Annotated in this window: 20 protein-coding genes; 2 read left to right on the forward strand and 18 right to left on the reverse strand. The window is 44.9% G+C overall.

Annotation, left to right across the window (positions count from 1 at the left end):
- Positions 1-42: 42 nt before the first annotated feature.
- The 9 genes from HQM11_08920 to HQM11_08960 form a co-directional block, all read right to left on the reverse strand.
- Positions 43-483 (reverse strand): hypothetical protein, encoded by a 441-nt coding sequence (locus HQM11_08920; protein MBF0351143.1) that lies wholly within the window; start codon positions 481-483, stop codon positions 43-45.
- Positions 484-592: 109 nt separating this feature from the next.
- Complete coding sequence (locus HQM11_08925) at positions 593-3,148, reverse strand: hypothetical protein (GenBank protein MBF0351144.1); 2,556 nt, start codon at positions 3,146-3,148, stop codon at positions 593-595.
- 57 nt (positions 3,149-3,205) lie between these two features.
- Positions 3,206-4,741: a VWA domain-containing protein gene (locus HQM11_08930; GenBank protein MBF0351145.1), complete on the reverse strand. Its 1,536-nt coding sequence runs from the start codon at positions 4,739-4,741 to the stop codon at positions 3,206-3,208.
- Between the two features lie 15 nt (positions 4,742-4,756).
- Complete coding sequence (locus HQM11_08935) at positions 4,757-5,488, reverse strand: FHA domain-containing protein (GenBank protein ID MBF0351146.1); 732 nt, start codon at positions 5,486-5,488, stop codon at positions 4,757-4,759.
- Between the two features lie 605 nt (positions 5,489-6,093).
- On the reverse strand, positions 6,094-6,279 hold the full coding sequence (locus HQM11_08940) for a hypothetical protein (GenBank protein MBF0351147.1): 186 nt from the start codon (positions 6,277-6,279) through the stop codon (positions 6,094-6,096).
- Positions 6,280-6,450: 171 nt separating this feature from the next.
- The gene (locus HQM11_08945) at positions 6,451-8,928 is read right to left on the reverse strand and encodes a hypothetical protein (protein MBF0351148.1); all 2,478 of its coding nucleotides are present in this window, start codon (positions 8,926-8,928) and stop codon (positions 6,451-6,453) included.
- Positions 8,929-8,961: 33 nt separating this feature from the next.
- Entirely contained in the window at positions 8,962-9,798 is an 837-nt protein-coding gene (locus HQM11_08950; protein MBF0351149.1) for an SWIM zinc finger family protein, read from the reverse strand.
- 2 nt (positions 9,799-9,800) lie between these two features.
- Complete coding sequence (locus HQM11_08955; protein ID MBF0351150.1) at positions 9,801-12,947, reverse strand: DEAD/DEAH box helicase; 3,147 nt, start codon at positions 12,945-12,947, stop codon at positions 9,801-9,803.
- The gene (locus HQM11_08960) at positions 12,898-13,095 is read right to left on the reverse strand and encodes a hypothetical protein (protein ID MBF0351151.1); all 198 of its coding nucleotides are present in this window, start codon (positions 13,093-13,095) and stop codon (positions 12,898-12,900) included. The genes HQM11_08955 and HQM11_08960 overlap by 50 nt, the downstream gene beginning before the upstream one ends.
- Positions 13,096-13,275: 180 nt before the next feature.
- On the opposite strand from HQM11_08960, the gene HQM11_08965 reads away from it, so the two are divergent.
- Positions 13,276-13,548: a hypothetical protein gene (locus tag HQM11_08965; protein ID MBF0351152.1), complete on the forward strand. Its 273-nt coding sequence runs from the start codon at positions 13,276-13,278 to the stop codon at positions 13,546-13,548.
- A 387-nt stretch (positions 13,549-13,935) separates the two neighbouring features.
- On the opposite strand, the gene HQM11_08970 is transcribed toward HQM11_08965, so the two are convergent.
- The 9 genes from HQM11_08970 to HQM11_09010 form a co-directional block, all read right to left on the reverse strand.
- The gene (locus HQM11_08970; GenBank protein ID MBF0351153.1) at positions 13,936-14,490 is read right to left on the reverse strand and encodes a redoxin domain-containing protein; all 555 of its coding nucleotides are present in this window, start codon (positions 14,488-14,490) and stop codon (positions 13,936-13,938) included.
- A complete protein-coding gene (locus HQM11_08975; protein MBF0351154.1) occupies positions 14,477-15,463 on the reverse strand; it encodes a hypothetical protein in 987 nt (328 codons plus the stop codon). Before HQM11_08975 ends, HQM11_08970 begins: the two co-directional genes overlap by 14 nt.
- Positions 15,464-15,637: 174 nt before the next feature.
- Positions 15,638-17,245 (reverse strand): hypothetical protein, encoded by a 1,608-nt coding sequence (locus HQM11_08980; GenBank protein MBF0351155.1) that lies wholly within the window; start codon positions 17,243-17,245, stop codon positions 15,638-15,640.
- 227 nt (positions 17,246-17,472) lie between these two features.
- A complete protein-coding gene (locus tag HQM11_08985) occupies positions 17,473-17,841 on the reverse strand; it encodes a hypothetical protein (GenBank protein ID MBF0351156.1) in 369 nt (122 codons plus the stop codon).
- Between the two features lie 219 nt (positions 17,842-18,060).
- On the reverse strand, positions 18,061-18,507 hold the full coding sequence (locus tag HQM11_08990; protein ID MBF0351157.1) for a DUF3299 domain-containing protein: 447 nt from the start codon (positions 18,505-18,507) through the stop codon (positions 18,061-18,063).
- Between the two features lie 34 nt (positions 18,508-18,541).
- Positions 18,542-19,804 carry an ABC transporter permease gene (locus tag HQM11_08995; protein MBF0351158.1) on the reverse strand — a complete coding sequence of 421 codons (1,263 nt, stop codon included), beginning with the start codon at positions 19,802-19,804 and terminating at the stop codon, positions 18,542-18,544.
- Positions 19,805-19,822: 18 nt separating this feature from the next.
- Entirely contained in the window at positions 19,823-20,533 is a 711-nt protein-coding gene (locus tag HQM11_09000; GenBank protein ID MBF0351159.1) for an ABC transporter ATP-binding protein, read from the reverse strand.
- 95 nt (positions 20,534-20,628) lie between these two features.
- Complete coding sequence (locus tag HQM11_09005) at positions 20,629-21,240, reverse strand: DUF2796 domain-containing protein (GenBank protein ID MBF0351160.1); 612 nt, start codon at positions 21,238-21,240, stop codon at positions 20,629-20,631.
- 83 nt (positions 21,241-21,323) lie between these two features.
- A complete protein-coding gene (locus HQM11_09010; protein MBF0351161.1) occupies positions 21,324-21,638 on the reverse strand; it encodes a hypothetical protein in 315 nt (104 codons plus the stop codon).
- A gap of 364 nt (positions 21,639-22,002) precedes the next feature.
- On the opposite strand from HQM11_09010, the gene HQM11_09015 reads away from it, so the two are divergent.
- On the forward strand, positions 22,003-23,229 hold the full coding sequence (locus tag HQM11_09015) for an ABC transporter substrate-binding protein (protein ID MBF0351162.1): 1,227 nt from the start codon (positions 22,003-22,005) through the stop codon (positions 23,227-23,229).
- Positions 23,230-23,440: the final 211 nt, after the last annotated feature.

Raw genomic sequence — 23,440 nt, forward strand, 5'->3', positions numbered from 1 at the left:
TAGAGACGTAACATGTTCGTCTCTACTGACAATAAAACCGGACTAGAACAGTGACGTCACCACCACACGCCGATATGAGACTTTTTTGTGTATCAAATTTTCAGCTTTTTCGAAAAGTTCAATCATGGAGGTAATCCAGTTTTCCAGATTTGTCACATGCGCCTCATCAAAACCAAAGGCCTTGGCGATTTTGCTGACAAACGCGGCCTGATTAGGATGATAATTTCCGTTAGAATATCCGACCTCGATTAATTCCATGAGGCATATATTTTTTGAGGCTCTGTCATTGAATTTACTGCATAAATTTGAGAATTCAAAATCCATGTCATCCACTTCATGTACGGTGACATCCATTTCTTTTGCCATCATCGACAGCATTTCCATTTCAAGTGCATCTATGATGGAATCGTCAAGTCGCGCAACATGTTTGGCCAATTTTAAAAAAGCTAATTTCTGAGAACGATTGAGTTGATACAAGAACATGTGTGCCTCCTGAATGAGGGTTCATAAAGCGAAAGTTTTTCAAAAAAACTTTCAGTGTAGCCTGTAACAGGCAAAAAAAACCGACCGTATGGAACAACAGCATGTCCCTCTAAAAAATAATTTTCAAAATGTTGACGGCATGATGTCCAACCATAAAAAGAGAATGCTTTATTTTGCTGATCGGTTTTTTCTGAATTTCGATTTCTTGTCTGACTTCTTCATAAACTCTTAAAAAATCAGTCAAATACTGAACCACTTGTTGTACATCATCATGATACCATTCTTTGGACTCAATATACTTTTCAGCAAAAAGGAGCAACCTGTCATAGAACAAGGGGATATTCTGTTTTTTCGGTTCTTCATAAATGATCTGATGTTTTTTTTCATTGAAATTGGTAATGCGGGGACGAAATTCAGGGATATATTTTTTTTCCAGGGAAACAATTTTATTATTGTACATGAACGGATACATTTGTTCCGTACAGTCTGAAGGGCTAAGCTCCAGTTGGGCTCGGGACAGACAATAGATTTCAGTTCCCCCATAACGAATAAACGCGGTTTCTTCCTGCAGGTGCTTCAGGGAATTCTGAACAAGCTTATGCTTTGTTTTATACACGGTACCAGGGTGTGCATTTTCAAGCCCTTGTAGAATATGGGAAAAAAACGGATCAAAATTTACATACGGCAAAAAAATGTTCTGACTATGATCCACATCCTGTGACATTTTGGGGATTCGGAATGCCCTTTTTCCCGCAATGGTTGTTTCACCCATTAAATTTTTTGGAAGACATTTTATGTGATGAATGATTTCCAGTTGTTTCAGGCGGTCCACATCCTTGGACTTATGGATTTTAGCTGTCTGATTAACAGGCGTTGAGGCTTCAGTGACTTGTTTGATGGTATAGTTTATCGGTTCATGTTCCTCATAAAGTATGCCCATGCTTTTTGCGAGTCGATGAAACATGTTTGTCACAACAAACCATGGGTTTTTGTGTTCTTCTTTCGACAGTTCTGAACCATCCGTTCCCAACAGTCCTCTGGACTTCAGTTCTTCTTCCAAAAACGCCATTGACATGTCTGTGATAAAAAGTTCCGTATATTTTTGAGACTCTTCAATGTGTTTAAGTTCTTCTTGAGTTTCAACTGTTTTTCTGGCCTGAAACGAAACAAACCGAACCAGTTTGTCTATTTCGATGGGCATGAGCTTGTTCAAAAAATCAATAAGTTGATTTTCTAATTCCTGATAACTCTCAGTTGTGAATGTTTCCTGGTCCAGTAATATTTCCAATTTCTGGTCACTGATGAATTGATGATTGGAGCGTATGCCTGTTTTTAATATTTTCAGATATTTCTTAAACGTTTCAGGGTGTTCTTGTGCTTTTCCCAAATCTGAAATCAGTCGGTATTTTAAATACGTGTAGCGTTTTAACCCAAATAGCGAGAGATTATCGTTCAGTTGCATGAGCGGCATCAGTTTTAGAATGAGAATTTCTCTGATTTTTTGGGTATCGGAAATCATGTTTTCAAGGATTTCGTTCTTGTATCCCGGATGAGATAATAAATCATAGAGATGTTCTGAGCGGGATTGATATTCCGGTACCCCTTTTTCCCTTCGTTGTTCATTCATTCTCAGATAAGCCATGCTTAAATAATTTCCCTCAAAAATATCCTCAATGAGCAGATGCCCTTGAGCATCCATTAATGAGAATTCAAGAAGATTGTGCAATTGCGACACATCAATATCACTACAGAGGGCATAACTCCCATCCTTGTTTTTCTGAAGAAACATACCGTTTTTGCCCCCCAGTTTTTCCAAATTTTCCTTGTTAAAAACTTTCGCCTCACTGATTTTTGTTTTTTTCATGATTTGAACGACCTCATAAGAAAAAACATAAAATTTCCGCAAAAAATTGTAAGCGAGTTTTTTTAAGGCCTCATCTTCTTCAAGATATAACAGGAGTTGTGACAGAATGCCTTTGGTGGACGCGATATTTAAGGTGTTGATACTGAACAGAACATCGAGACGGTTGGATGAACGTGAAATAAGCGAATTACAAATATCTACATTGGTTTGAAGTTGTTTGAGGCTGTTGCAGACTTTGGGAGTGTTTTTAAATTTTTGCTGTAACACATCAAAGGGATGTTCATCTGGTGCAATACGGACAATGAAGCTTTCAAAAGAACGCCCGGGTTCTTCTCCGGTGTTGAGTTTGAACAATTTATAAGCCTCATCCAGATTTTTAGCCTCCAGAGGTTTCCCGGTTTTCTTTTTGTAATAATCACTTAAATGCCTAAAGGCTTCATGTTCTTTCCGTAACAAATGTTTTTTAAGTTCCTGGGCATTCACTGGAATTTGATCTTGATTTGCGGAGGATGACGGGGTGTTTTCAGTATCAAGGGCTTCTTTTTCTTCAGGAGCTTGAGGGTCTTCCTCATCGGGAATTGGAGCTTGATCCCCATAGATTGAAAGCGTTATATCAGCATCATTGATTTCTTTTTCTTCAGGAATGTGAAACCCCTGAGAGATCTGATTCGTTTCAAGTTGATCCTTAAAAAGTTCCTCAGCGTGTTCTTCTGTAAGGACGGGGTCTTCCTGTGCCTGTTGAAGCTCATGAGGTTGCATTATTTTTGAAGAATGTAATTCCGGATTTTCGGGATTGCTCATAATTGGCCATTTATAAAAACAGGGGAATGAAATCAATCAGAAAGTACCTGTATGATTCTATACCGAATCTGTGCCTTTTCTGTTGATCCAGGAAAACATTTTTGAAAGACTGAGTTCTTCTACGGCAATCTGATGTTTTTTCTCATCAAACAGAAAGGTGACTCCGCCCAAAGTAATCACATCTCCAGCCTCCAGTTTTCTTTGAGTAACACTCTGGTTGTTGACTGTTACGGTTCCATAGCCAACCAGGGTACACTCTCTTGAGTTGCTGAAAAAAATGGACGCATGTTTCTCTTCAATAGCAGGTATATTTCTCACCTGAATGTCTGTGTTGTCACTGCTTCCAATCCGGGTTTCCGCGGAGCTGATATAGTAGCTTTCAGGGATGACCCGGCTCTTGCCCGGATTGAGTACTTTGATGCTGGAATGCCGGGACTGGGGTTGCTTCCTTGAAAAATAAGTGTCCGTCAGATTCTGATATTCAATGCTTCGGTGCTGTGTAAATGATTCAAAGGGAATCCGGCTCAAGGCCCATAACATCAGCAACGCCACAGGTGCCACAAAAAAGAGGAAGACCGGCAACGTATCCGCAGGCATTCCAAACACTGTGCTGGAAAAATAGTAGCGTGTCACAGACGATTCTTCTGACTGATTATGATAACGAACACGTACAAACTTACGATCAGCAGGGTCCATGGAGGCTCTGTACTGAATGACCGATTCGTTGACAATTTGATTCATAATCCGCTCATAAACCTGTTCCAATTCTGTCGGATTCATGGCATCAAAAACGGTTCCGCCTGTTTCAGACGCGATTTTTTTCAAATTTTTGTCTTTGGCACTGCTACCAAAATGGATCACAAACACAGAAATCCCCTCTTTTTGCAGTGATTCAATGGGACGATGATAGGGTACATATTCCTCTCCGGTAATCGGGTGCAGTTTTTGGGTATTCATGTAATACGGACTATTCTCGCCATCAGACAGAAGGATTATCGCTTTTCTTCCACGGATGGATTTGAATTCCCGGGCCGCACGATCCAGGCTCCCATAAAGTTCTGTAAAGACTTCATCCCCTGTAGGTCGCTTGATTTCTCCCAAATACGTTTCAATGGCAGGAATATCGGAAACAGGATTAGAATGGTGATGATAAAACGAGTTATACGAAATCAAGCCCACTTTATCTTTAGGTCCGATCCGCGTTAAAAAATTTTTTATGGCCTGTTGCGCATAATACATTCGCTGTTCTTCTTGATTTTCCGCGGACTGTCCTTCCAGTGTTCGATACATGCTTCCAGAATTATCCAGAAGCAATAAAAACAGGATACCCTGTTTGTTATTCACCCCGGATTGAAAACTGGTGATTTCAGGAATGACTGTAAAATCACTGCCATTGGCCGACTCAGAAATTTCAAAATGATCACTGGACAAATTTTTGACGGGATTTCCCAAAGGATCTGTCACGCTGACATACAACTGAACCTGCTGGTTAAAAAACACCATAAACGGATCAATCTGAGAAATCCGTAAAGAGTCATTGGCAAAGGCACAGGAACCGCTGACCAATATCATCCAGACCATCCAGTATTTCATATTCTTCCCCTCCGCCTATTGATACAGATATATAAATTTCGCACTACCGATTTTCAAAACATCATTGAGTTTCAAGGCCCGTTCTCCACCAGCGACTTCATTGATCTGAACACTTTTTTTCCCCAGGGGTTTCAGTAGTAAATCCCGCTTATGGATGCACAGTTCCGCATGGAAAGCACTGATATCCTGATATTCATTTTCGCTCAAAACAATATCGGCATCTTCAGAACTGCCAATTGTCACTTTGTCATCAAGAATCAGAAATTCCCGTCCTTTGCTTTTGCCATTGAGCAGCATCAATCGTCCCATGGAAAAACGGCTTCTCACCAGACCATAGAACAAACCAAGGGCAACCCCGAAAATCAAAAAACCGATCAGACGGGCATACAGCGTTTGTGGTAAAACCAACCTGGAATACTCCATGGAAAGTCCGCCCAACAAGCCACCCACCCCGCCGCCAATAATGCCGACTTTCATGGTTTTGAAGGATTTTTTGCTGAATTCCCCGGCTTTGAACCATTTGATCCTGAATTCTTCCGCAACCCCGATAAACATGCCTAGAATCGACCAGCCGATTGCCCGGGAAACAGGCAATCCAAAGGTATTGAATTCCTGATTGGTGTTGATCAGAATTTGTCCTGAAAACCATAACAGAATCTGTGCGGTCAGCACCCCGATCACACCGCCCAATATCCCGATAGCAGAACCAATCAGAATCCCAACTGGAATTCTGAAGTGTTGAGACATTGTGATTCCTTCACTGGTCCCGAAAAAGCCACCCATAACACCGCCAAGTGTCATACCGAGAAAAATATTGAACACTAAATAGGAGGGAAACGACGCTTGAAATCTTAAAATGATCTCTGAGATTGGCCAAAAAGCAAAACCAGCAAGAAGTCCTATCAGGCAAAGGATGAGTTTTCTCAGGAATAGCGTCATATGAAAGCCCTTTCAAAAGTACAGGTGCCCTTCAATGCCCTGTATTGAAATTAACAAAGCAGTCCACTATTCCGGTTCATATCGTTTGATTTGAAAAAGTGAAATAAAAAAACAGGTTATCTATGGAATTCTGAGACATATCGGCAGTGGTTCCGTTTGGAATCGGACATCTGGATATCCGCGTTTGCGAAACACGTATCGGTGGTAACTCTTTCAGGTACGAGGAATCACTGGTTTTGGGAAGAGGCTATATGATTTTAATGGAAACCACCTCAATTCTTGATTGGGAAGGGTGCCAATTATATAGTATTCCAGAAAAATAATTTGGTCGGAGGGAGGGCATCTTGCCCTCCAAATGCGGGCGGGACGCCCGCGCTCCCAGGAAATAATTATCTGGAACACTATAGGTAATTCTAAAGGTTTCCTTGCCAGACTTCAGCCAGCATGGATTCCACTTCCGCGGAAGTGTACTTTTTCTTGCCTTTTGATTTTTCAATCGCTTCCATGGCCTCTAAAATGATGGCTTGTTTTTCCAGTTCCAGAAATTTTTCCTTGGGGAGGATGACCACCGTTTTTTTAGGATTCCTGACTTCAACCATCTCACTTGAATTGATAATTTGTGAAATTTACTTTTTTGCTTCTGTGACGTTTAGAACTCGCATAAGACCTTTTTAAAATTTGAATGAAGTAGCGAAAGAGGTACTTTATTCAGTACCTTTAATAGAGTGGGAGGTCAATTTTTAATTATAATGCTAACCCTGTTAATGCTATCACGAATATACCTGTTGATAGACCCCCATCAATGACTTCATTTTCTTTGAGAATTCCGTGTTATCCGCCAGTTTGATTTCATTGATCTGATGTTCAATTTCTTCCCGAAAGACCTGATGAGCCCGTGCAGACCAGTCGTCTCTCATGTTTATCAGCAATTCACCGCCGTAAGCAATATAGCGTGGTTCCCGTGTATGGAAATAGGCACGGAACGAATGGAGTGCCACAATTTTTTCGGGGTGCGCATCGGCCAGACGCAGAAACTCCTCAAAATGCTTCAGAAATTTCTTTTTATTCGCGGGTGCCAACGTCTTGTGCCCGTCATACAGCGCCAGGCTAAGGTCTATCAACGATCGGTAGCATTCAGATGGAATCCCCGCAAGAGAGGTGTCTGTTGTATTAGTGCCGGATTGCTGGAGTCGCTGGCTATCCTGTCGTGCCTTGTTCAGGATGTTTTCCATCAATAACACGAGGTCAGGCTGTAGCTCCATGATTTTGTGAACAGTGACATCCAATATATTGTAACGTACATTGTCTTCGTGTTCCGAACTCTGATGACCGCGAACCATGAAATTATAAAAGCCTTCGCCTGTGGTGGCATGCGGTTCATAGCTTCCCACCAGATTCAGCAATTCATCCATGATCAGCGATTTTTCTTGTTCCAGCAGACCATTGGTTTTCATGGCTTCAATTTTATGACAAAAATCAACTTCCGCGGTGAAACGGGATTCCTCATCAACGGTCTTGTTTCTAAACTGAACATGGGCCTGGTGTGTGATGCGTAAGGCTTCCGCAAGGGATACCGGCACGGCTTCGACAGCATTGAGGAATGCGGAGATGGTTTCTTTTTCTGAAACGAGGGTATCCATGTGCCGTCCTTTTTCCACCAGCACACCAATGACCGAAGACAAACCATGTTCCTGAAGGAACTGTTCAATCTGTCCCGTACACCACCGGGTATTGCGTTCGTTTTCCGGGTTGTGATTGAGACGGATTTTGTGCAATTGCGGCCAAAGATCCCAAGCCACATCAAACTGTTTGGCATCAGACAGTTTATCATGCAGACTGTTGATCACCAGCATCGGCATCATCGGCGGAAGACGGAAAAAATTTTCTGTGTAATTGATTCGGGTATATTTGTTTTTCCTGAAAACTTCTTTTCGTGCTTCCTGTTCCATTCCCTCATCAATCCAACCAGCATCCCATTCGCCTTGATAAGAGGTGAGTCCCTGTTTATGCGATCCCATTTCCGCAATGTGATGATGGAGGCCTTGCGGAGGATTTTTCAGGGCCTTTGGCATGCCTTTGGACGCAATTTCATAATTCATGGTGAAGGGATTGAGACGTTCATGAATGTCTGTGATTTTATCAAGCATCGGCACATTCACCCCGATACGATGCTGTAGTGTGTCCAGAAATTTAGGAATATCGAGGGTCATGCTCCTGAAAAAGAAGGGAAAAGACTCCATGATTCTGAAAAATTGTTTGAACGGCAAAATCCCTCTCTTACTGGCTTTATTGAGCGTTTTACTAAGCAGAAACAGCAGGTTTTCCATTTCAAACAGCATCGGCGAATTGAGGGTGATGATGGCTTTGATGCTGTTCATGAAGCGTGGACGATGCACACATTCCAGAGTGGCTTTGATCAGGGACAAAATACCGCCCATGCTGTGTCCCATCAAGATCACCTGTGGGGCACCGGATTGTTCCCTTGCCAAATCAATCGTGCTTGTCAGATGGGATTCCGCAAAGACATCCAGATTGGCGTTATTGTCATGCCTGTCATGATCCAGAATAAACAACCTGTTTCCGTTTTTTGCCAAATGGTAATCCATACTGTCAAGGCCCTGTAGATGAAAACTGTAGTAATTGGAAGTGTAGCCATGAAACAGACAGACAGGAGACTGGTTTTTGATTGTTACCGGAATTATTTCCCAAATTTTGATGGAACGCATGCCATACCAGGAGATCCTGTGAATGTGGATCGCCTCAATGTATTCAGGGATTTTTGTTCCATCAGGATGTTGATCTTTTAAGATTTCTGTTCTGACGGTTTTGTTGAAATAGGGAAATTCGCGCTGTTCCGGATCATCAATCACTCCGGTTAGTGGAATCGCTTTCACCAGATTTTCCAGCATTTCAAAACTGGCCTGCTGTCGGAGGTGTAAGGGAATTTCGTTAAAATTGGGATAGATGTTGACCAGTTTCAGAATTTCCCACAGATCTTTTCTCGATTTCAAATAAAAACCGTTGTCCCGTTTGATGAGAAAGCCCTGACCGGTTTTGGCCTCAGGGGAATAAAAATGATGTTTATGCAGATAACGATAAATTCGGTCCAGCGTGTATTGCGGATGCCTGTTTTCTGTCACTGTGATGATGCGATGGAATGAATTTCCATCAGCCGTACAGCCAAGAGCCAGGAGTTGATAGATCCGGTGGGATAACTCCCGCAGTTGCATGCCTTCTGTCTTAAACATAGTTTTATCTCCCGGTTAAAGTTTTTGTTTGAGTTATCGCATGATTTTGTTTCGAACCTGTTGATAGATGATATCCATGATTTCCAGAAAAGAATTATCCCGATTCCAGAAGGCTGGATAATCTCCCTGTTTTTTAATCAAGCCACCCACAATTTGAGCTGGACTGGACGGCTCAAACTGTGGAAATTTTTCGGTGGAACGCCAGAACGTTTTCAGCGTCAGGTCTGGTGGGAGTTCCACCGCATGAACGGGCGTGAACCGATGGAGCTGAGGCACAATTTCCAAATTATTGGAATCATCATCCATTCTGGCAGACAACGCCTGACCCAACGGAGTTTTCATGAGGCGGTCGCGCAGTTCCTGCCGGGGCAATCCTCTCAATTCAAACAGCAGCAGGGGATCATGATCCAGCAGTTCAGCAATTTTGTAATAAACCCCGGCGACATGTTTGCAGGGATTCATATAATCAGGACAGGAACAGGAGGTTGAAAAATCATCCCGTGACTCCGGCAACAGCGGAAATCCCTGTCTGGAAAACACCTCCTGAATGCCATCGGGCACTTCCCCCAGAATCAACCGGGTGATCCAGGCGGCATTGCGCCCCAGTTGTTCAATGAGATCATCCCAGTCACGTCTGGCGATAATGCCCATCTGAATGCTCACAGAATATTGAGGTTCCCTGTAGATTCCATAATTTGGATTGGTGTTGCCACGAATCCGGGCTGTCACCATATTCCGCTCAATGTTGAAGGACATAATCCTGTTTGAAGCAAGACAGGATTTGCCGCGCTTGAGGTGATTTTCTTCCATGAGGTCTTCAAGGGCTTTGATGAAGCGTTTTCCCCACCAGCTTTTTGAAACTTTGGCCATAATTATTCCATCATTGCGTCTTTGCTCAAGCGAATCAATCTGCGGAATGATTCATTATCCAACTCTGTCAACCAGGATTCGTCACTGCCGACAATGGAATCCGACAATTGCTTTTTGTCTTCCAGAAGTTTATCAATCCGTTCTTCCAGAGTTCCCACCGTAATGAACTTATGCACCATCACTTTTTTGGTTTGTCCAATCCGGAACGCCCTGTCTGTCGCCTGATTTTCCACAGCCGGATTCCACCATCGGTCAAAGTGGAAAACATGGTTGGCCCGTGTCAGGGTGATGCCAACCCCACCGGCCTTGAGCGACAGAATAAACACTCCGGGCAACCCGCTTTCCTGAAACTCTGCGATCATGCTCTCCCGACGTTCCCGAGGGACCTGCCCGTGAAGATACCAGGTCGGAATATGATGATCCTTGAGCAATTGTTCCAGTTGCGCTCCGATTTCTGTGAACTGGGTGAACAACAGCAGGCTTTCCTCATTGTCCAGAATTTCATGGACCATCTCAGTGAGACGCTCAAGTTTTCTTGAACGATCCGGCGCGAATTCACTGCCATCTTTCAGAAACTGCGCAGGATGATTGCAGATCTGTTTGAGTTTGATCAGGGTCGATAAAATCAGCCCTTTCCGCTGGATGCCTTCCGTATCATCCAGAGCTTCCTGGACCTCATCCACGACATTCTGATACAAGGATGCCTGTTCCTTGCTCAGGGTGCAGAATATTTTCTGTTCCACTTTATCCGGCAGATCCTTGATGATGGATTTGTCTGTCTTCAGTCGTCTCAAAATGAATGGTTCAACCAGTTTTTTGAAAAGCTTCAATTGCGCTTTGTCATCATTTTTCTGGATCGGTAGTTCAAAATTGGTCTTGAAATGATTCTGGTTGCCTAAATATCCCGGATTCAAAAAATGAAAAATTGCCCAGATATCGAGCAGTCTGTTTTCAATCGGAGTCCCTGTGAGCGCGGTTCTGCGGGGGGCCTGAAGCTTAAAAATTGATTTTGCCTGCTGGGACTGTGGATTTTTGATGTTCTGGGCCTCGTCAATCACAATCCTGTGCCATTGAATGGTTTCCAGCAACTGAAGGTCTTTTCTGGAAAGTGTGAAGGAGGTGATGACGGCATCCACCTGCTGGCATTTCTGTTCAAACACGTCCTTGTCCTGCACCCGCTGTAGGCCATGATGCACCATGATCCTAAGCGATGGCGCAAACCGTTCCATTTCCTTTTTCCAGTTACCCAGCACAGAAGTCGGCGCGATCAGCAATGTTGGCCTGACCCTTCCAGTTTCCCGTTCATGGAGCAACAACGCAATGATCTGGATCGTTTTACCCAGTCCCATATCGTCTGCCAGACAGGCGCCCATATTCAGGGTTTCGAGGTAATTGAGCCAGGAAAGCCCGCGTTTCTGATATTCCCTGAGTTCGCCCTTCAAGCCTGCGGGCGTTTCCATCAATTGCATGCCTGATTTATTGGACAAACCACGCATCAGATGTTCAAGATCCTGATCCAGTTCGATTTCCAGTTGATCTTCTTCTACCACAGAACGTTTGAGCAGATCCATAAGGGAAATGGAAGCCTCCTCGTTGCCGTTATTATTCCACAGATCCAGCATTTCCTGCATCAGGTTCCGGTCCAGTTCAATCCACTCTCCGCGGAAGCGGACCAGAGGCGTTTTGGCCTGCACAAGAGCCTCCCATTCGTCAGGACTCACCACTTCCCCACCAATTGAAAGCTGATATTTGTAGCGGGCAAGTGAATGCAGATTGAAATAACCACTGGCCATTTCCTGTTTTTGGGGAACAACGCTTTTGGCTTTCAAGCGCAGTTTTGCGCGTTTTTTTCCTTCGGGAGTCCACCAGGTCGGAATAATCACCTTGTAACCGGATTCCTCAAGAACCTTGGAAGTTTCCTTCAGAAATGAAAACGTTTCCTCAAGCGTCAGCATCATGTTTCCCGGCAGGCCATTTTGCAGTCCATCCCATAATTTGGGATAAATCCGTGAAGCGGAACCGAGTTGGAGTAAAATGTCTTTTTCAAAATGCTGTCCAAAATATTTTTTAAACTCTCCCTGCGCTTTATTTTCAAATTTCCAGTATTCCGCCAGTGGAACCTTGAGCGACGGATCTTTGCGAGATTCCACCAGAAATTCGAGTTCCCATTGATCGGGGTCCTCATCCTTTGCGGAGTGTAGACGAAAACATAGCACAAACAGCGGATTGGTCTGAATGGAAAACAATTGTTTTTTCCAGGTAAACCATTGCCTGTGCCATTCTTTCCATAATTCACCGGCATAAACAGTGAGGTTGTTTTTTCTGGCGTAAGGGTCGTTGACATGAGTCACAGTGTTGGACGGAAGACATTTTTCCAGAAAGGTGCCGTCTGTCATTTGATGAATTTTTTGAGGGAATTTGAGCTGACGTATTGTTTGCTCCAGGCCAATTTCAAAAAATTGACTGACCACCGCTTTGGCCTCAGAAAGATTGTGCGCTGAATGGGGATTCTGGTTGCCGGCCCTGCAAACAGGAGGCATGCATGAACTCAATTGTACAAGGAGTTCCTCAAAATCCGGCGTCAGCAAATCCCACCCGGGACTGAAGCCCATTATTTTTTTTGACGCGTTTTTGGGTTCCTCAAAAATACGTATGGAGGGGATGTATTGATCTTTGTTCAGCAGGGTCTGAAGCTGTTGACTGAGATGATGCCAATACCTGAAATCTTCTCCCAGCCTGACATCGTGAGGACTGTACCGGCTTAAAAAATGTATTTCCCGCAGAAGAGCCAGCATATCTTCAGGAAAGATCCCCCAAACCTCAAACCACATCCATGATTGTGGTTCCGGCATCGGCAGGGCAGATAGTTCCACCAGATCCAGCGAAGGCAACGGACGATTGTCTGAAGCAGGCAACAGAATGAATCCGGTTTTCGCGGTTTGATCAATCCAGTCCAGCAACTCTTTTTTTACGCACAGAATTTCCCTGAACAACCAGAGCAGGCCTTCTTTGTTGAGACATCCCGGATGCAACGCTCCATGGTTTCCCGCAGGACTCCAGATTTCCGTCTCAACCCAAAGCATCAATGAGCCCTCATTGTCAAAGGAATTGGTGTTTTCCGAAATCCATGTTCCATGAAAAATATTCATACGAAAAAGACTGAATCAAGAGGGTCAGAAATTCAATTTCAGGAAAAATCAACATTTTAAAAATCACAGAACTGCCAAGCAAAACAGAATCACGCAGATTGGTCAAACCATAATTAGTCGCTGTCGCGAAATTGTGTTTTTGTGTCAACCCGACACCTGTGAGAGTTCTTTAACTTCTCGGGTTGCTGATTTCACGTATTCATGAAAATTCTTTCAGGATAGGGGGGTTTTTGAATTCAGGCACGTGCGCATCTGTTCATATTTCTACTTGTGTCTCTCACCAGATTATTTAGTCTGAATATCAGATATTCTGATTTAGGAGGTGAATATGAGTGAGATCACAATTACAGAGATTTCGAGGAATTTGTCAGATTTTATTAACAGGGTGACTTATCGGGGAGAATACTTCACGATTTTACGCGGGAAAAAAGCTGTAGCGGAAATTCGTCCAGTTCCTTCCGGGAAAACCTTGGGGGACATGAAGCGTATTCTGAACGCATTACCCCAATTATCCCCTCAGGAAATTGAATCTTTTGAGCAAGATCTGGAAAACATCCGCAAAGAAGGAAATCGTGAAATGTTGGGAGATCCATGGGAGTGATTGTGGATACGAACATTTTGATGGCTATCAACGTAACTCGATACACTTTTGTATTCAATAACTTAGCTCTTCGTTTTTAGGATGCCCGCAAGATTTGCTTATACATGTGTTTCTTCTGTAAGAGCACAGGGTTGTTTAATTTTCAGTTTGGCATGGTGGGTAGGTTGGGTAGAACGAAGTGAAACCCAACAAAACTCGAAGGGTTTCGCTAAGGCTCTACCCATCCTACGCATCCTTTTTTGGAAAATTAAACGACCCTGGTAAGAGCATACCTTGTGAGTGCTCAGTCATACCAGATTACTGTATCGGCTTAAATTGGTAGCCAATAAAAAGACAACCCGCAAAGCACAACGCACGCAACTGGACTTTGAAGTTTTAAAAGAATAATCAGGGAATACTCTCCAGAATTTCATACAGATGCGTGCCATCCCGATAATCTTCTTTCATCAGAAGTTGATGTGTTGAATCAATCACAATGGTTGTGCCCATGGTGGCCTCCATGGAGGTTAACAACTGCTGATGCGTGTCTGCCAACGTGGTAAACGTGTTTCCGGCATAGCCATTGGACACCATATTTTCATGAACATCCGCAACAGAACCTGACACATAATCCACCAGAACAAAACGGGCTTGAGGAAAATGTGGTGCTACCTGAGAGCGCATGTGGTCGGCATGACTGTTACAAATCGGACACCACATCGTGAAATACAGAACAATGGCGTTGTGGTTTGAAAAGAGATCTTCCACTGAAACCACATTTCCCTGAGCATCCGTAAAAAACTTTCCTGCCAGTTTCTGATCCCAGAAGGAAGTGGAAGAAACAGACTGTTTTTCAGAAACAGTGTGGTCTGTTCGACTGGGAAGCATATCATCCATAGTGTCGCCACAGCCTGTGGTTAAAACAAGAGTCATAAGAAATAGAAAATTTTTACCAGAAAACATAAGACATCCCCCAGGAAAGAATATCAGTGGAAGGAAAATTAAAGCCCTCATGATCCTGCTTTAAGGTATGGTTCCAACTCAAACGTGTACTCCATGCTCGCATGACATTGGCAAAGGCAACGGTGAGACTCCGGGAGTTTTTTCTAAAGCCGGAAGTCGGATCGGTTTGTTGATCGATGTGTCCCTGCTTTTCCTGAAGACTGGCCTGTGCCAGCGTGAATGTCAGCGAGTCCAGAGAGTCCATAAAATAGGTATAGCCGAACGATAAGGATCCCAGAAAACTGTCTCCCGGTTGTTTATCATAAGGCGTCACATACTCTCCATATTCCCGATTGACCGGACGTTTCAGGGACTTTCCATAGGTGAGCAACAGCGACATATTCCAGGGATAGATTGTTTTTTCCAACAGGATGTTCCCCTCCAGTCGATAAAAACCACGACCTGTCACATCAAAACTGTCATTGACCTGATCAAACGGAGATATTCCTGTAGGAAGGGTCAGCGTCAGGCCATAATACAAGGCAGGTTTCAGGTCTGCCAGACTATAGATTTTCCACACACAAGTCACATTCTCAAAGGTTTCATACCAGAGACTCCATTTGGTATCACCCACACCCTGTGTCTGACTGTCTATTCCTGAATAATGATTGTCATTCCACACATACGGAAGACTCATAGCGGTTTGCCAGTTGTCCCCCAGGCGATAAGCCGCTCCTGTATTCAACCGGAACTGCCTCAACCCGGAATCCGGTGGATCGGATCGCCATTTCCCCTGTCGGTCCCAGAAGCCGTCATACTGCTCGACATCCAGCGAAATATCCAGCATGGCGCTGGAGAACTTGGGCATCACCAGGGCGGAGGCTGACCCGCCACCACAACACGAGGCGGCCCAAAGTTTTGTGTGTGAAACGATTCCCGACAATGACAGGATTGCCAGCAAAATTGGCAGAAATCGAAGTCGATTGTTGAACATTTGAAACTCCCCGAACAGAACCATGTTAAGAAACAACAAAAGAATAAGTTGTAAAGCTTGCTCGTGCCCTACGTCCCGTGGGGCACGTTATCCCTCAGGCGAAGCTCTGCTTCGCACCCACCGGAGGTGGGTCATGGAACGGTTACGAACGGGACGTTCGTAACCAGAAAGTTTTCAGGGCGTTACCGTAAAGGTCGCATAACCATTGGTTCCGGAGACAGCGGCACCATCGGTTGTTTTCTGTTCATTGTTGACCGTGAGTTTGAGGTAAATACTTCCGGAGGTGCCGGTGGTGAGACCTGACAAACCGGAAATGGTCCAGATTCCGTTTCCGGCTTCGGTCATGGTGGACCAGGTGCTGGCATCGGTTGAAGCCTGAAGCACAATGCTGCTGATCGCCAACTGGGAAGAGGTGCCGGAATTCAGTGTTGAACTGCTGGTCACGGTTGGAAAACTCATCATGCTTTCCTGAGTCGCCAGAAACACCTTGAAGGTATGATTTCCGGTTGCTCCTGACAGGGCATTCTTGAACAGATACCAGCTTCGACTCGCGGAGGTTGACATGGAGATGATCTTGTCCTCAATCCCTTTCAGCGTACCTCGAACCGTATCGCCCATGGACATGCCGACATTCGGATAAAAGGACACCGCTTCGCTATTGACCGTTGCCGTCAGTTTCCAGTATCCCATGGAGGTTCCATCGCTCATGGAAGACGCCATTAAATAATAGACAGTGCAATCATACTGACTGGTAGTGCTGTTCAGCGTACAGCCGGCTTGAGGCGAACTGTGACTCATGCTGGACATAGTCATCATGAGCTTGAGGGTCGGCGTGTAACTGGTAACAGCCTGTCCAGTCACACGATCCAGAACCTGAAGTGAGAACATTGTTTTTCCCTGCATCGCGCCCATGGTTCCGGGAACATACACAATCCTGTATGTTGTACTTAAAGCGGTTTTGGCAAAGGCGGGCTGACCAATCTGGTCTGCGGTTAGACCCACAGTGGCCGTATTGTCATTAAAATATTTCAGCAACGCCACCTCATATTGATTCTGGACATCTACGGCCAGTGTGGTCGTTCCAACGGTCAAGGCTGTGGTGCTTAGCGTTCCATCCAGCGTTCCATCACTCAAATCCTTCCCTAAACCATTCAACAGGGCACCCTGACTGGAAGCCTCAGTGACCAGAGTCCGGGTGAGTTGAGAAAAGGCGTTGGCCCGCAGTTTTGCTAACGCCAGGGTTGTGGCCTCTTCTGTGGCCGAAACAGAGGTGTCGGGAGTGAATCCAAACGCAGTTTCAAACGCGGTAGTGGCCGCTGTCAGTTTTTCAGTGGAGGTTCCAGAGCCTGTCCAATTGGAAAAAGCGGTGGCAAGCACAGTGGATGCGGGAGTAATCCGGACAATCAGCTTATCCGCGGTCAAAGTATCCGGTGCCAGCGTTAATTTCAGGGGATAGGTGGTGTCGAGTTCTACAGTGGAAGTGGCGACACCATCGGTATAGGAGCCTGAACTGACCGAAAAAAACAGAAGACCTGAAACAGAGGATTGCGGAATGTCGACTTCAAAAACTCCGTCTGTGATATCCACAGGGCCGCCAACACGCTGGTAGTCTTCATTCAGAACCTCCAGTTTACCAGCAGAAATCGCGGGAAGAGTTGATCCGGTTACCGTGTAGGATGGAGTCGAAGAGCTATCCTTGTCATCATCCTGACTACAGGCAGAAATCCCCAGAAGAAGAACAAAACTTAAAAAAAGAATGCTGGCCTTGTGAAATTCAAACATAAAAACCTTTCTCAAACAATAGAGTGATTTTGAAAAAACAGGATCAGGCACAAGTGTTGATAAAGCCAAGCTGGGCGTCAAAGTGCCTTAAACAAACATTACCCTACAGAACCAGAGAAAAAGGCCCTTCAACGGCATAAAAGCTGATTTACGCATGATTACGGTTGAAACAGAATCCGCTGGTTCAGAGAGTCGCAATGAATGAAAAATAAAAGATGAAACAGGGATCAGGCAACAGGGGGAGCGCGGGATTGATGAAGAGGGATGATTCTGACAACAATAAAGGACGGATCAAAGGCGATTTCCCCTGACCGCAACAATACAGGAGCAATGAACGAGGCCATTGCCAGGGACAAAGCATGTCCCAGACATAATGGACAATCATGTCCCTGATGATCTTGATAATCAGAGTCTGGAACAGGAGGTTGGGAAGGAATGGAAACCAGATGTTGACCACACAGGCTGTCCTGGCCCAACAGCGCGAGAGTATGAGCGAACTGCCGGGACATATGGTACCCCGGCATAAGCGCAAAGGCCGTCAGCAACCATAGAATCAGGTTACCTGCGATGATTTTCCGGAAAATACGGTGCTTCACGTTTTGACTGGATTTAAAAGAGGATGAATGAATCAGGGGGACAAGATTGATCTTCTTCCTTTCCCATCAAGGATGTACTGAATGTTCTTGGGTGCGCTTTATCAATTTTCTCAAACAATTAATCAAGATTATTTCTCGACAGCACCTCACTCATTTTTTGCCTCTGATCGTAAAAAATCCACGCAAGCCCATTTCCCCTAACGTGACCACTTTGTGATTTCAAAATGGATTATTGCTGTTATAGGGTTCGACCTCTTTGCCTTCCATAAAAAAACCGGCTTCAGCGATTTCATTGGTTTTTTGTTCAATATGAAATGCACCAGTCACCCAAACTGGAAAGAACATAAAATCCGAGGAAATTGCCTGTTGCATGTTAACCATCACAATCTGGTTAGGTGGCGGTGGCGGAACATGGATACAGGCTCCCAGAGTGGGAACCAGAAGAAATTGACTCACCGTGTTGTCATCCCCCTCCAACGGAACAATATAGCCTGGCAGACGAACCAGTTTTCCCCGCAGGTTTTTAAGGGCGTCAGTGGCCTGGCCCGTCTTGACATTCAATTCCTGGAGCATTTTCCACTGAATGGTCAGTTTGGGGATGGCCAGGGCGGTTAAGCCAACTCCCAGCAAAAGGGTCAGTATAAGCATGATACGGATATATTTCATAACACTCTCAAAAGTTCAGATTAATACATCAGGATCACAACCTGATGGTCAACCCGTCAATCAGTGATTGACGATAGGCTCGCCAGGCGGGAATCCCGCCCATCAGTAAACCTGAGCCTGTCACCAGGCACAGGATAGCCACATCATAAAGCGACAACAGACTCAACGGGATAAAAAACCCCATTCGTTGTTCAATCAGGGGCAAGACCAGAAGTAGCAACAGATAAAGTAGCAACACGCCAAGAAGGCATCCCAACACACACAGAAGACCCGCTTCACTGACCAGCAACACAAAGATATGAATGGGACGGGCACCCACGGATCGCAATATAGCCATTTCTCGTCTTCGTTCATTCAGCGAGGTGAGAATGTTGGTCAGCATCCCGAATAAACCAATAAGAACCACAAACGCCGAAATCGTTCTCAACGCTGTTTCCGCCATACCCACCAGACTCCATAACTGCTGTAATGCCACTCCGGGAAGAATGGCCAGCAGTGGCTCTTCACGGTATTCATTGATGTCCCGTTGCAGACGGAAAGTGAGGATTTTCGATTTCACTCCCACCAGAAAGGCCGTAATGTTTTTGGGCTCCAGTTTCATTCGGAGTACCTGATCGACTGAAATTTCCTCACCGGAAACTGGCGGTGCTCCGGATTGCCAATCCACATGCATCGCCTCAATTCCTTCCAGACTGACATGAATGGTGCGGTCCACCGGGGTTCCGGTTTTTTCCAGAATTCCCACGACCTGAAAGGGTTTGTCTTCATGATTTAAAAAACCCACTTCACCAATTCCGTGTGTGAGCACTATCTTTTGTCCCGGACGATAACCCATTTCCCGGGCCACATCAGCTCCGAGTACGGCATCGAATACATTCTCAAACACGGCACCTTCCGCCAATTCCAGCGAGCGTTCCCGACTGTAGCGATAGTATTTGAAATAATCCTGATTGGTTCCCATCACCCGGAATCCATGATGCGAGTCACCAAGAGAAATCGGGACAGTCCACGCGACTTCAGGTCGTGAGGCCAGTTCACGGTAACTTTTCCAGGAAATATTGTTGGTGGCATCCCCGATTCTGAAGACAGAATACAGCAGCAGTTGGACAGGACCGCTTCGTGCGCCCACAATCAGATCCGTTTTAGAAATAGTGTTGGAAAAACTTTCACGAGCGCCCTGGCGGATGCGTTCCACCCCCAACAGAAGCGTCACACTCAGCGCGATGGCTGACAAGGTCAACAGGGCAGTCACCCGCCTGTTATAGAGACTTTTCAAAGCAAGGATCAGGGTTGACATAGTTTTCCTTCAAATCAGTTAAGGTCGTGCGGCCCGGTTTAAATCCGCCAGAATCACAGTCCGATCAAACTGGGATGCCAGTGAAGAATCGTGACTGACAAAAATCAGGGTTGTTTTGGATTGCTGACATTCTTCAAACAACAATTTCAAAAAGGCCAGACGGGTATCCGCGTCCAGAGCCGAGGTGGGCTCATCGGCAATCAGAATTTCCGGACTTCCCAGCAACGCTCTGGCAACAGCGACCCGTTGTTGTTGACCGACACTCAGTTCCGTGACAGGAGTTGCCAGCAGTTTATCTCCGGTCATTCCCAGATCAGCCAGCAGTCTTTCCGCTTCACCAACCAGATTTCCCGAACGTGTGATCGCCCTGGTCTTTCGATTCTGGGAAAACCGTGAGGAAAGCAGTACATTTTCCACCACAGAAAGATAGGGCAGAAGATTGAACATCTGAAATATAAAACCAATATGCGCGGCACGAAAGGTATCTCTGCGTGAACCTCTGAGTTCATTCAGTTTTTGTCCCAATACAGTGATTTCTCCCGACTGAGGCTGTAACACTCCGCCAATCAGTCCCAGCAAGGTTGTTTTTCCACTTCCACTGGGACCTTTGATAAAAACTCGCTCTTCCCGTTCAATGTCAAATTGCGGGATATCGAGTGTTGGTTGTGCGGGTTCCTTCCAATAAAACTGAAGGTTTTGTAATTGAATAATGGGCTGAGAAGAGTCCATTGGCTGTCCTTGTGTGAGATGGTTATAAAAGATGGAATGGTTACGAACGGGCCGTTCATAACCAGAAAGCTTTCCATGCTATTTTTGAAGGCTCCTCAAGGAATAAAACGGATGACGGGTGCTTGAGGTGTCAAGGTTTGGGCCGACTGATGCTGTGGCGTGATCAATTGTAACTTCAATTTTTGAGTGTTGGGAAATACCTGAAATATTTTAACAGGGATCTCTGTAATTTTTTCCGGAGACGCACAGTCAAACTGGTAATTCACATGAAATTCAGCATGACCGCCTTCTTCCTCCTGATGATCCGCATCCTCTTCATGGTCACTATGATGATCCGCATCCGCATCCTCTTCATGTTCACTATGGATCAGTTCTGACTTTGCGGACACCACCCTGCACTTCCCTTTGGGGGAAAGATCAAACATCTTTCCGGGATTTTCCAGAGTTTGGTTAGCCTGTCGCACTGCGTCTTTCTGTTCAGGAGTGGACGGTTCATACTCAAAGCCAACGATGTTCATTCCCGGAGTGTGCAGTTCTATCATCAATTGATTGTCATCCATCGCGACATTCAATTCGCCGATGCCATGTTCATGCGTTTCCTGTTGCCGATGTTCCTCCTGCCGCTGTTCTTCGGCTTTTAAGATTCCTGTTGATGAAGCTGAGAAAATGCAGGTCATAACGATAGCTAGAAGCATCCATTGTTTCATAAGTTCCTTTCATTAACTTAATAAAAGCGTGGGACGGACCGTCCCGCAGGTTTGGTAATTCAAATACTGGTTTTGCTGGTAAATCAGCGGAGATAAGAAGAAGGCGGTGGAGCTCGTGGTTGTGCTGAAGGAAAGATGGTTTCGGAGCCGGGTGGATCCTGATCGGGAATAAGGACAATGCCGATAATTGTCAGAAAAACAGGAGGCAGGCTGAGGGCCGCATGACCGCTGTTCAACGGGCTTATAACCAGCATACAGATGGTGCAATCATCATGAACGTGATGGTCCTCATGTTCATGGAACGCGGATTGTAAAATCAGGAAAGTGATCAGAAAAATGGCCAGAATAGCCAAAACATAGTGTTTTTCTGAGGTTCGTGATTCCTGGTAACTATTCATAAAAGCTCGGCAGTGGTAAGTTCTCAGCTTTCAGTTCTCAGTTTTTTTTGAACCGATTGAAATTATTATTATTTATATATAAGCCTAAAAGTTTATTTGAAAGTTTGATATTCAGAAAATTTTTAATTTCAATAACTTACTAAAAACCGAAGGCTGGTAACTGAAAACTTACAACTCTTGAGATAAAAGGGACGTTCATGTTGTTCAGGGCGTGCGTTCATATAAGGCACGCGCAGTTTTACCTGATGTTGAGAATCATGCAATTGAAATTGCATATCTTGATTTTACTAAAGTCCTTCATTAGAACTCACTCTCAGTTGTCAATGACTGGTATTATTAATATTCACCATAACCCTGAGGTTCTATGAAAAACAAACTGATTTTATTCCTAATCGCTGGAGTCATTCTGTCATTTTCATCATTACAGGCTGAGGAAGGCGTCACACCTCAAAAAATTACCTTTGGTTCAGTTCTGGCTCTGAAAGGAAAAGCGCAGGGACTTGGGCAGGGCATGAAAGACGGGCTGGATGCCGCGTTCAATGGACAAAAAATCAAGGGGCGCGCCATTGAACTTCTTTATGAAAATGATTTTTATGAACCCCCCAAAGCTGTGGAAGGAACCAATGCGCTTATTCAAAAAGGTGTATTTCTGATGATCGGCAATGTCGGCACACCAACAGCGGGCGCCACGCTTCCCATTCTTGCTGAACATAATGTTCCAGCCGTAGGATTTTTTACCGGTGCGGGATTGCTAAGGCCGGCCAAAGGTCCGGCTGTTAATTATCGCGCCAGTTATATTCAGGAAACTGCCGCAGTGATCAGCGAAGGAATCGCCAACGGCTTAAACCCATCCCAAGTGTGTGCTTATGTCCAGAATGACGCTTATGGAATGTCTGGAATCACCGGAGTGAAACTGGCAATGCAAAAAGCCAATGCCCCCAAAAACATGCTTGACGCCTATGATGCTATCCTGAATCTGACAGGAGATGAACCGGAACGGAACAATATAGGCCCGGTCGGAGTCTATGTGCGAAATACCAATGAAGTTCGTCCGGGGTATGATTCCTTGAAAGCCTGGGAAAAAAAGAGCGGAAATAAATGCAAACTGGTGGTCACTGTGGGGGCCTATGGCAATATCGCTCATTTTGCCAGACATGCGAACGCCGTCAATAATGAAGGCTGGATCGTCTCAGCGGTTTCCTTCACAGGCGCGGATAATTTCCGGGAAGATCTGGAAAAATACAAGGCGACTGACAGAATTATCATGACCCAGGTTGTGCCACTGCTGGATTCTAATTTAGCCATTGTGAAAGAAGCCAAATCAGCGCTTGGAGCAAACTTTGGTTTCGTTTCACTGGAAGGGTATATCGTGGGAAAAATGACTCTTAAAATTTTTGAAAACATGCCAGGTGACTTGACGCGCAAAGGATTTTTGGATCAGGCCAGAAAATCAAAATTTGATCTGGGTGGAATTAAAATTGATTTCACTGGAAATGGCTATCAGGGTTCAGATCTGGTGGTTCCAAGTTATCTGACAGCCTCAGGTTATCTGCCTGTAGATGCCGCGGTTTGGAAAAAAATGCTGAATTAGTTCGAGGTTGATAATCATGCCACAGAGACTCAGAGACACGGAGACTTTTTGAAAAAATCGCAGTATTTCAGTAAAATAAACCTTGTTTTATCCATCTTTATTAAAAAATTCTCTGTGGCACTGTGTCTCTGTGGCAAAAAAAACGTAAGTGTTCAGCTTTCAGTATTCAGCTTTCAGTGTTTATGCGCCTCAGAAGCCTTATGACTCAATA

Source organism: SAR324 cluster bacterium, from assembly GCA_015232315.1.
Lineage (GTDB): Bacteria > SAR324 > SAR324 > SAR324 > NAC60-12 > JADFZZ01.

Excerpts from the sequence above, each read along its gene's own strand:
- HQM11_08920 (MBF0351143.1), bottom strand. The coding sequence starts at position 483 with ATGTTCTTGTATCAACTCAATCGTTCTCAGAAATTAGCTTTTTTAAAA.
- HQM11_08925 (MBF0351144.1), bottom strand. The coding sequence starts at position 3,148 with ATGAGCAATCCCGAAAATCCGGAATTACATTCTTCAAAAATAATGCAA.
- HQM11_08930 (MBF0351145.1), bottom strand. The coding sequence starts at position 4,741 with ATGAAATACTGGATGGTCTGGATGATATTGGTCAGCGGTTCCTGTGCC.
- HQM11_08935 (MBF0351146.1), bottom strand. The coding sequence starts at position 5,488 with ATGTCTCAACACTTCAGAATTCCAGTTGGGATTCTGATTGGTTCTGCT.
- HQM11_08940 (MBF0351147.1), bottom strand. The coding sequence starts at position 6,279 with ATGGTTGAAGTCAGGAATCCTAAAAAAACGGTGGTCATCCTCCCCAAG.
- HQM11_08945 (MBF0351148.1), bottom strand. The coding sequence starts at position 8,928 with ATGTTTAAGACAGAAGGCATGCAACTGCGGGAGTTATCCCACCGGATC.
- HQM11_08950 (MBF0351149.1), bottom strand. The coding sequence starts at position 9,798 with ATGGCCAAAGTTTCAAAAAGCTGGTGGGGAAAACGCTTCATCAAAGCC.
- HQM11_08955 (MBF0351150.1), bottom strand. The coding sequence starts at position 12,947 with ATGAATATTTTTCATGGAACATGGATTTCGGAAAACACCAATTCCTTT.
- HQM11_08965 (MBF0351152.1), top strand. The coding sequence starts at position 13,276 with ATGAGTGAGATCACAATTACAGAGATTTCGAGGAATTTGTCAGATTTT.
- HQM11_08970 (MBF0351153.1), bottom strand. The coding sequence starts at position 14,490 with ATGTTTTCTGGTAAAAATTTTCTATTTCTTATGACTCTTGTTTTAACC.
- HQM11_08975 (MBF0351154.1), bottom strand. The coding sequence starts at position 15,463 with ATGTTCAACAATCGACTTCGATTTCTGCCAATTTTGCTGGCAATCCTG.
- HQM11_08980 (MBF0351155.1), bottom strand. The coding sequence starts at position 17,245 with ATGTTTGAATTTCACAAGGCCAGCATTCTTTTTTTAAGTTTTGTTCTT.
- HQM11_08990 (MBF0351157.1), bottom strand. The coding sequence starts at position 18,507 with ATGAAATATATCCGTATCATGCTTATACTGACCCTTTTGCTGGGAGTT.
- HQM11_08995 (MBF0351158.1), bottom strand. The coding sequence starts at position 19,804 with ATGTCAACCCTGATCCTTGCTTTGAAAAGTCTCTATAACAGGCGGGTG.
- HQM11_09000 (MBF0351159.1), bottom strand. The coding sequence starts at position 20,533 with ATGGACTCTTCTCAGCCCATTATTCAATTACAAAACCTTCAGTTTTAT.
- HQM11_09005 (MBF0351160.1), bottom strand. The coding sequence starts at position 21,240 with ATGAAACAATGGATGCTTCTAGCTATCGTTATGACCTGCATTTTCTCA.
- HQM11_09010 (MBF0351161.1), bottom strand. The coding sequence starts at position 21,638 with ATGAATAGTTACCAGGAATCACGAACCTCAGAAAAACACTATGTTTTG.
- HQM11_09015 (MBF0351162.1), top strand. The coding sequence starts at position 22,003 with ATGAAAAACAAACTGATTTTATTCCTAATCGCTGGAGTCATTCTGTCA.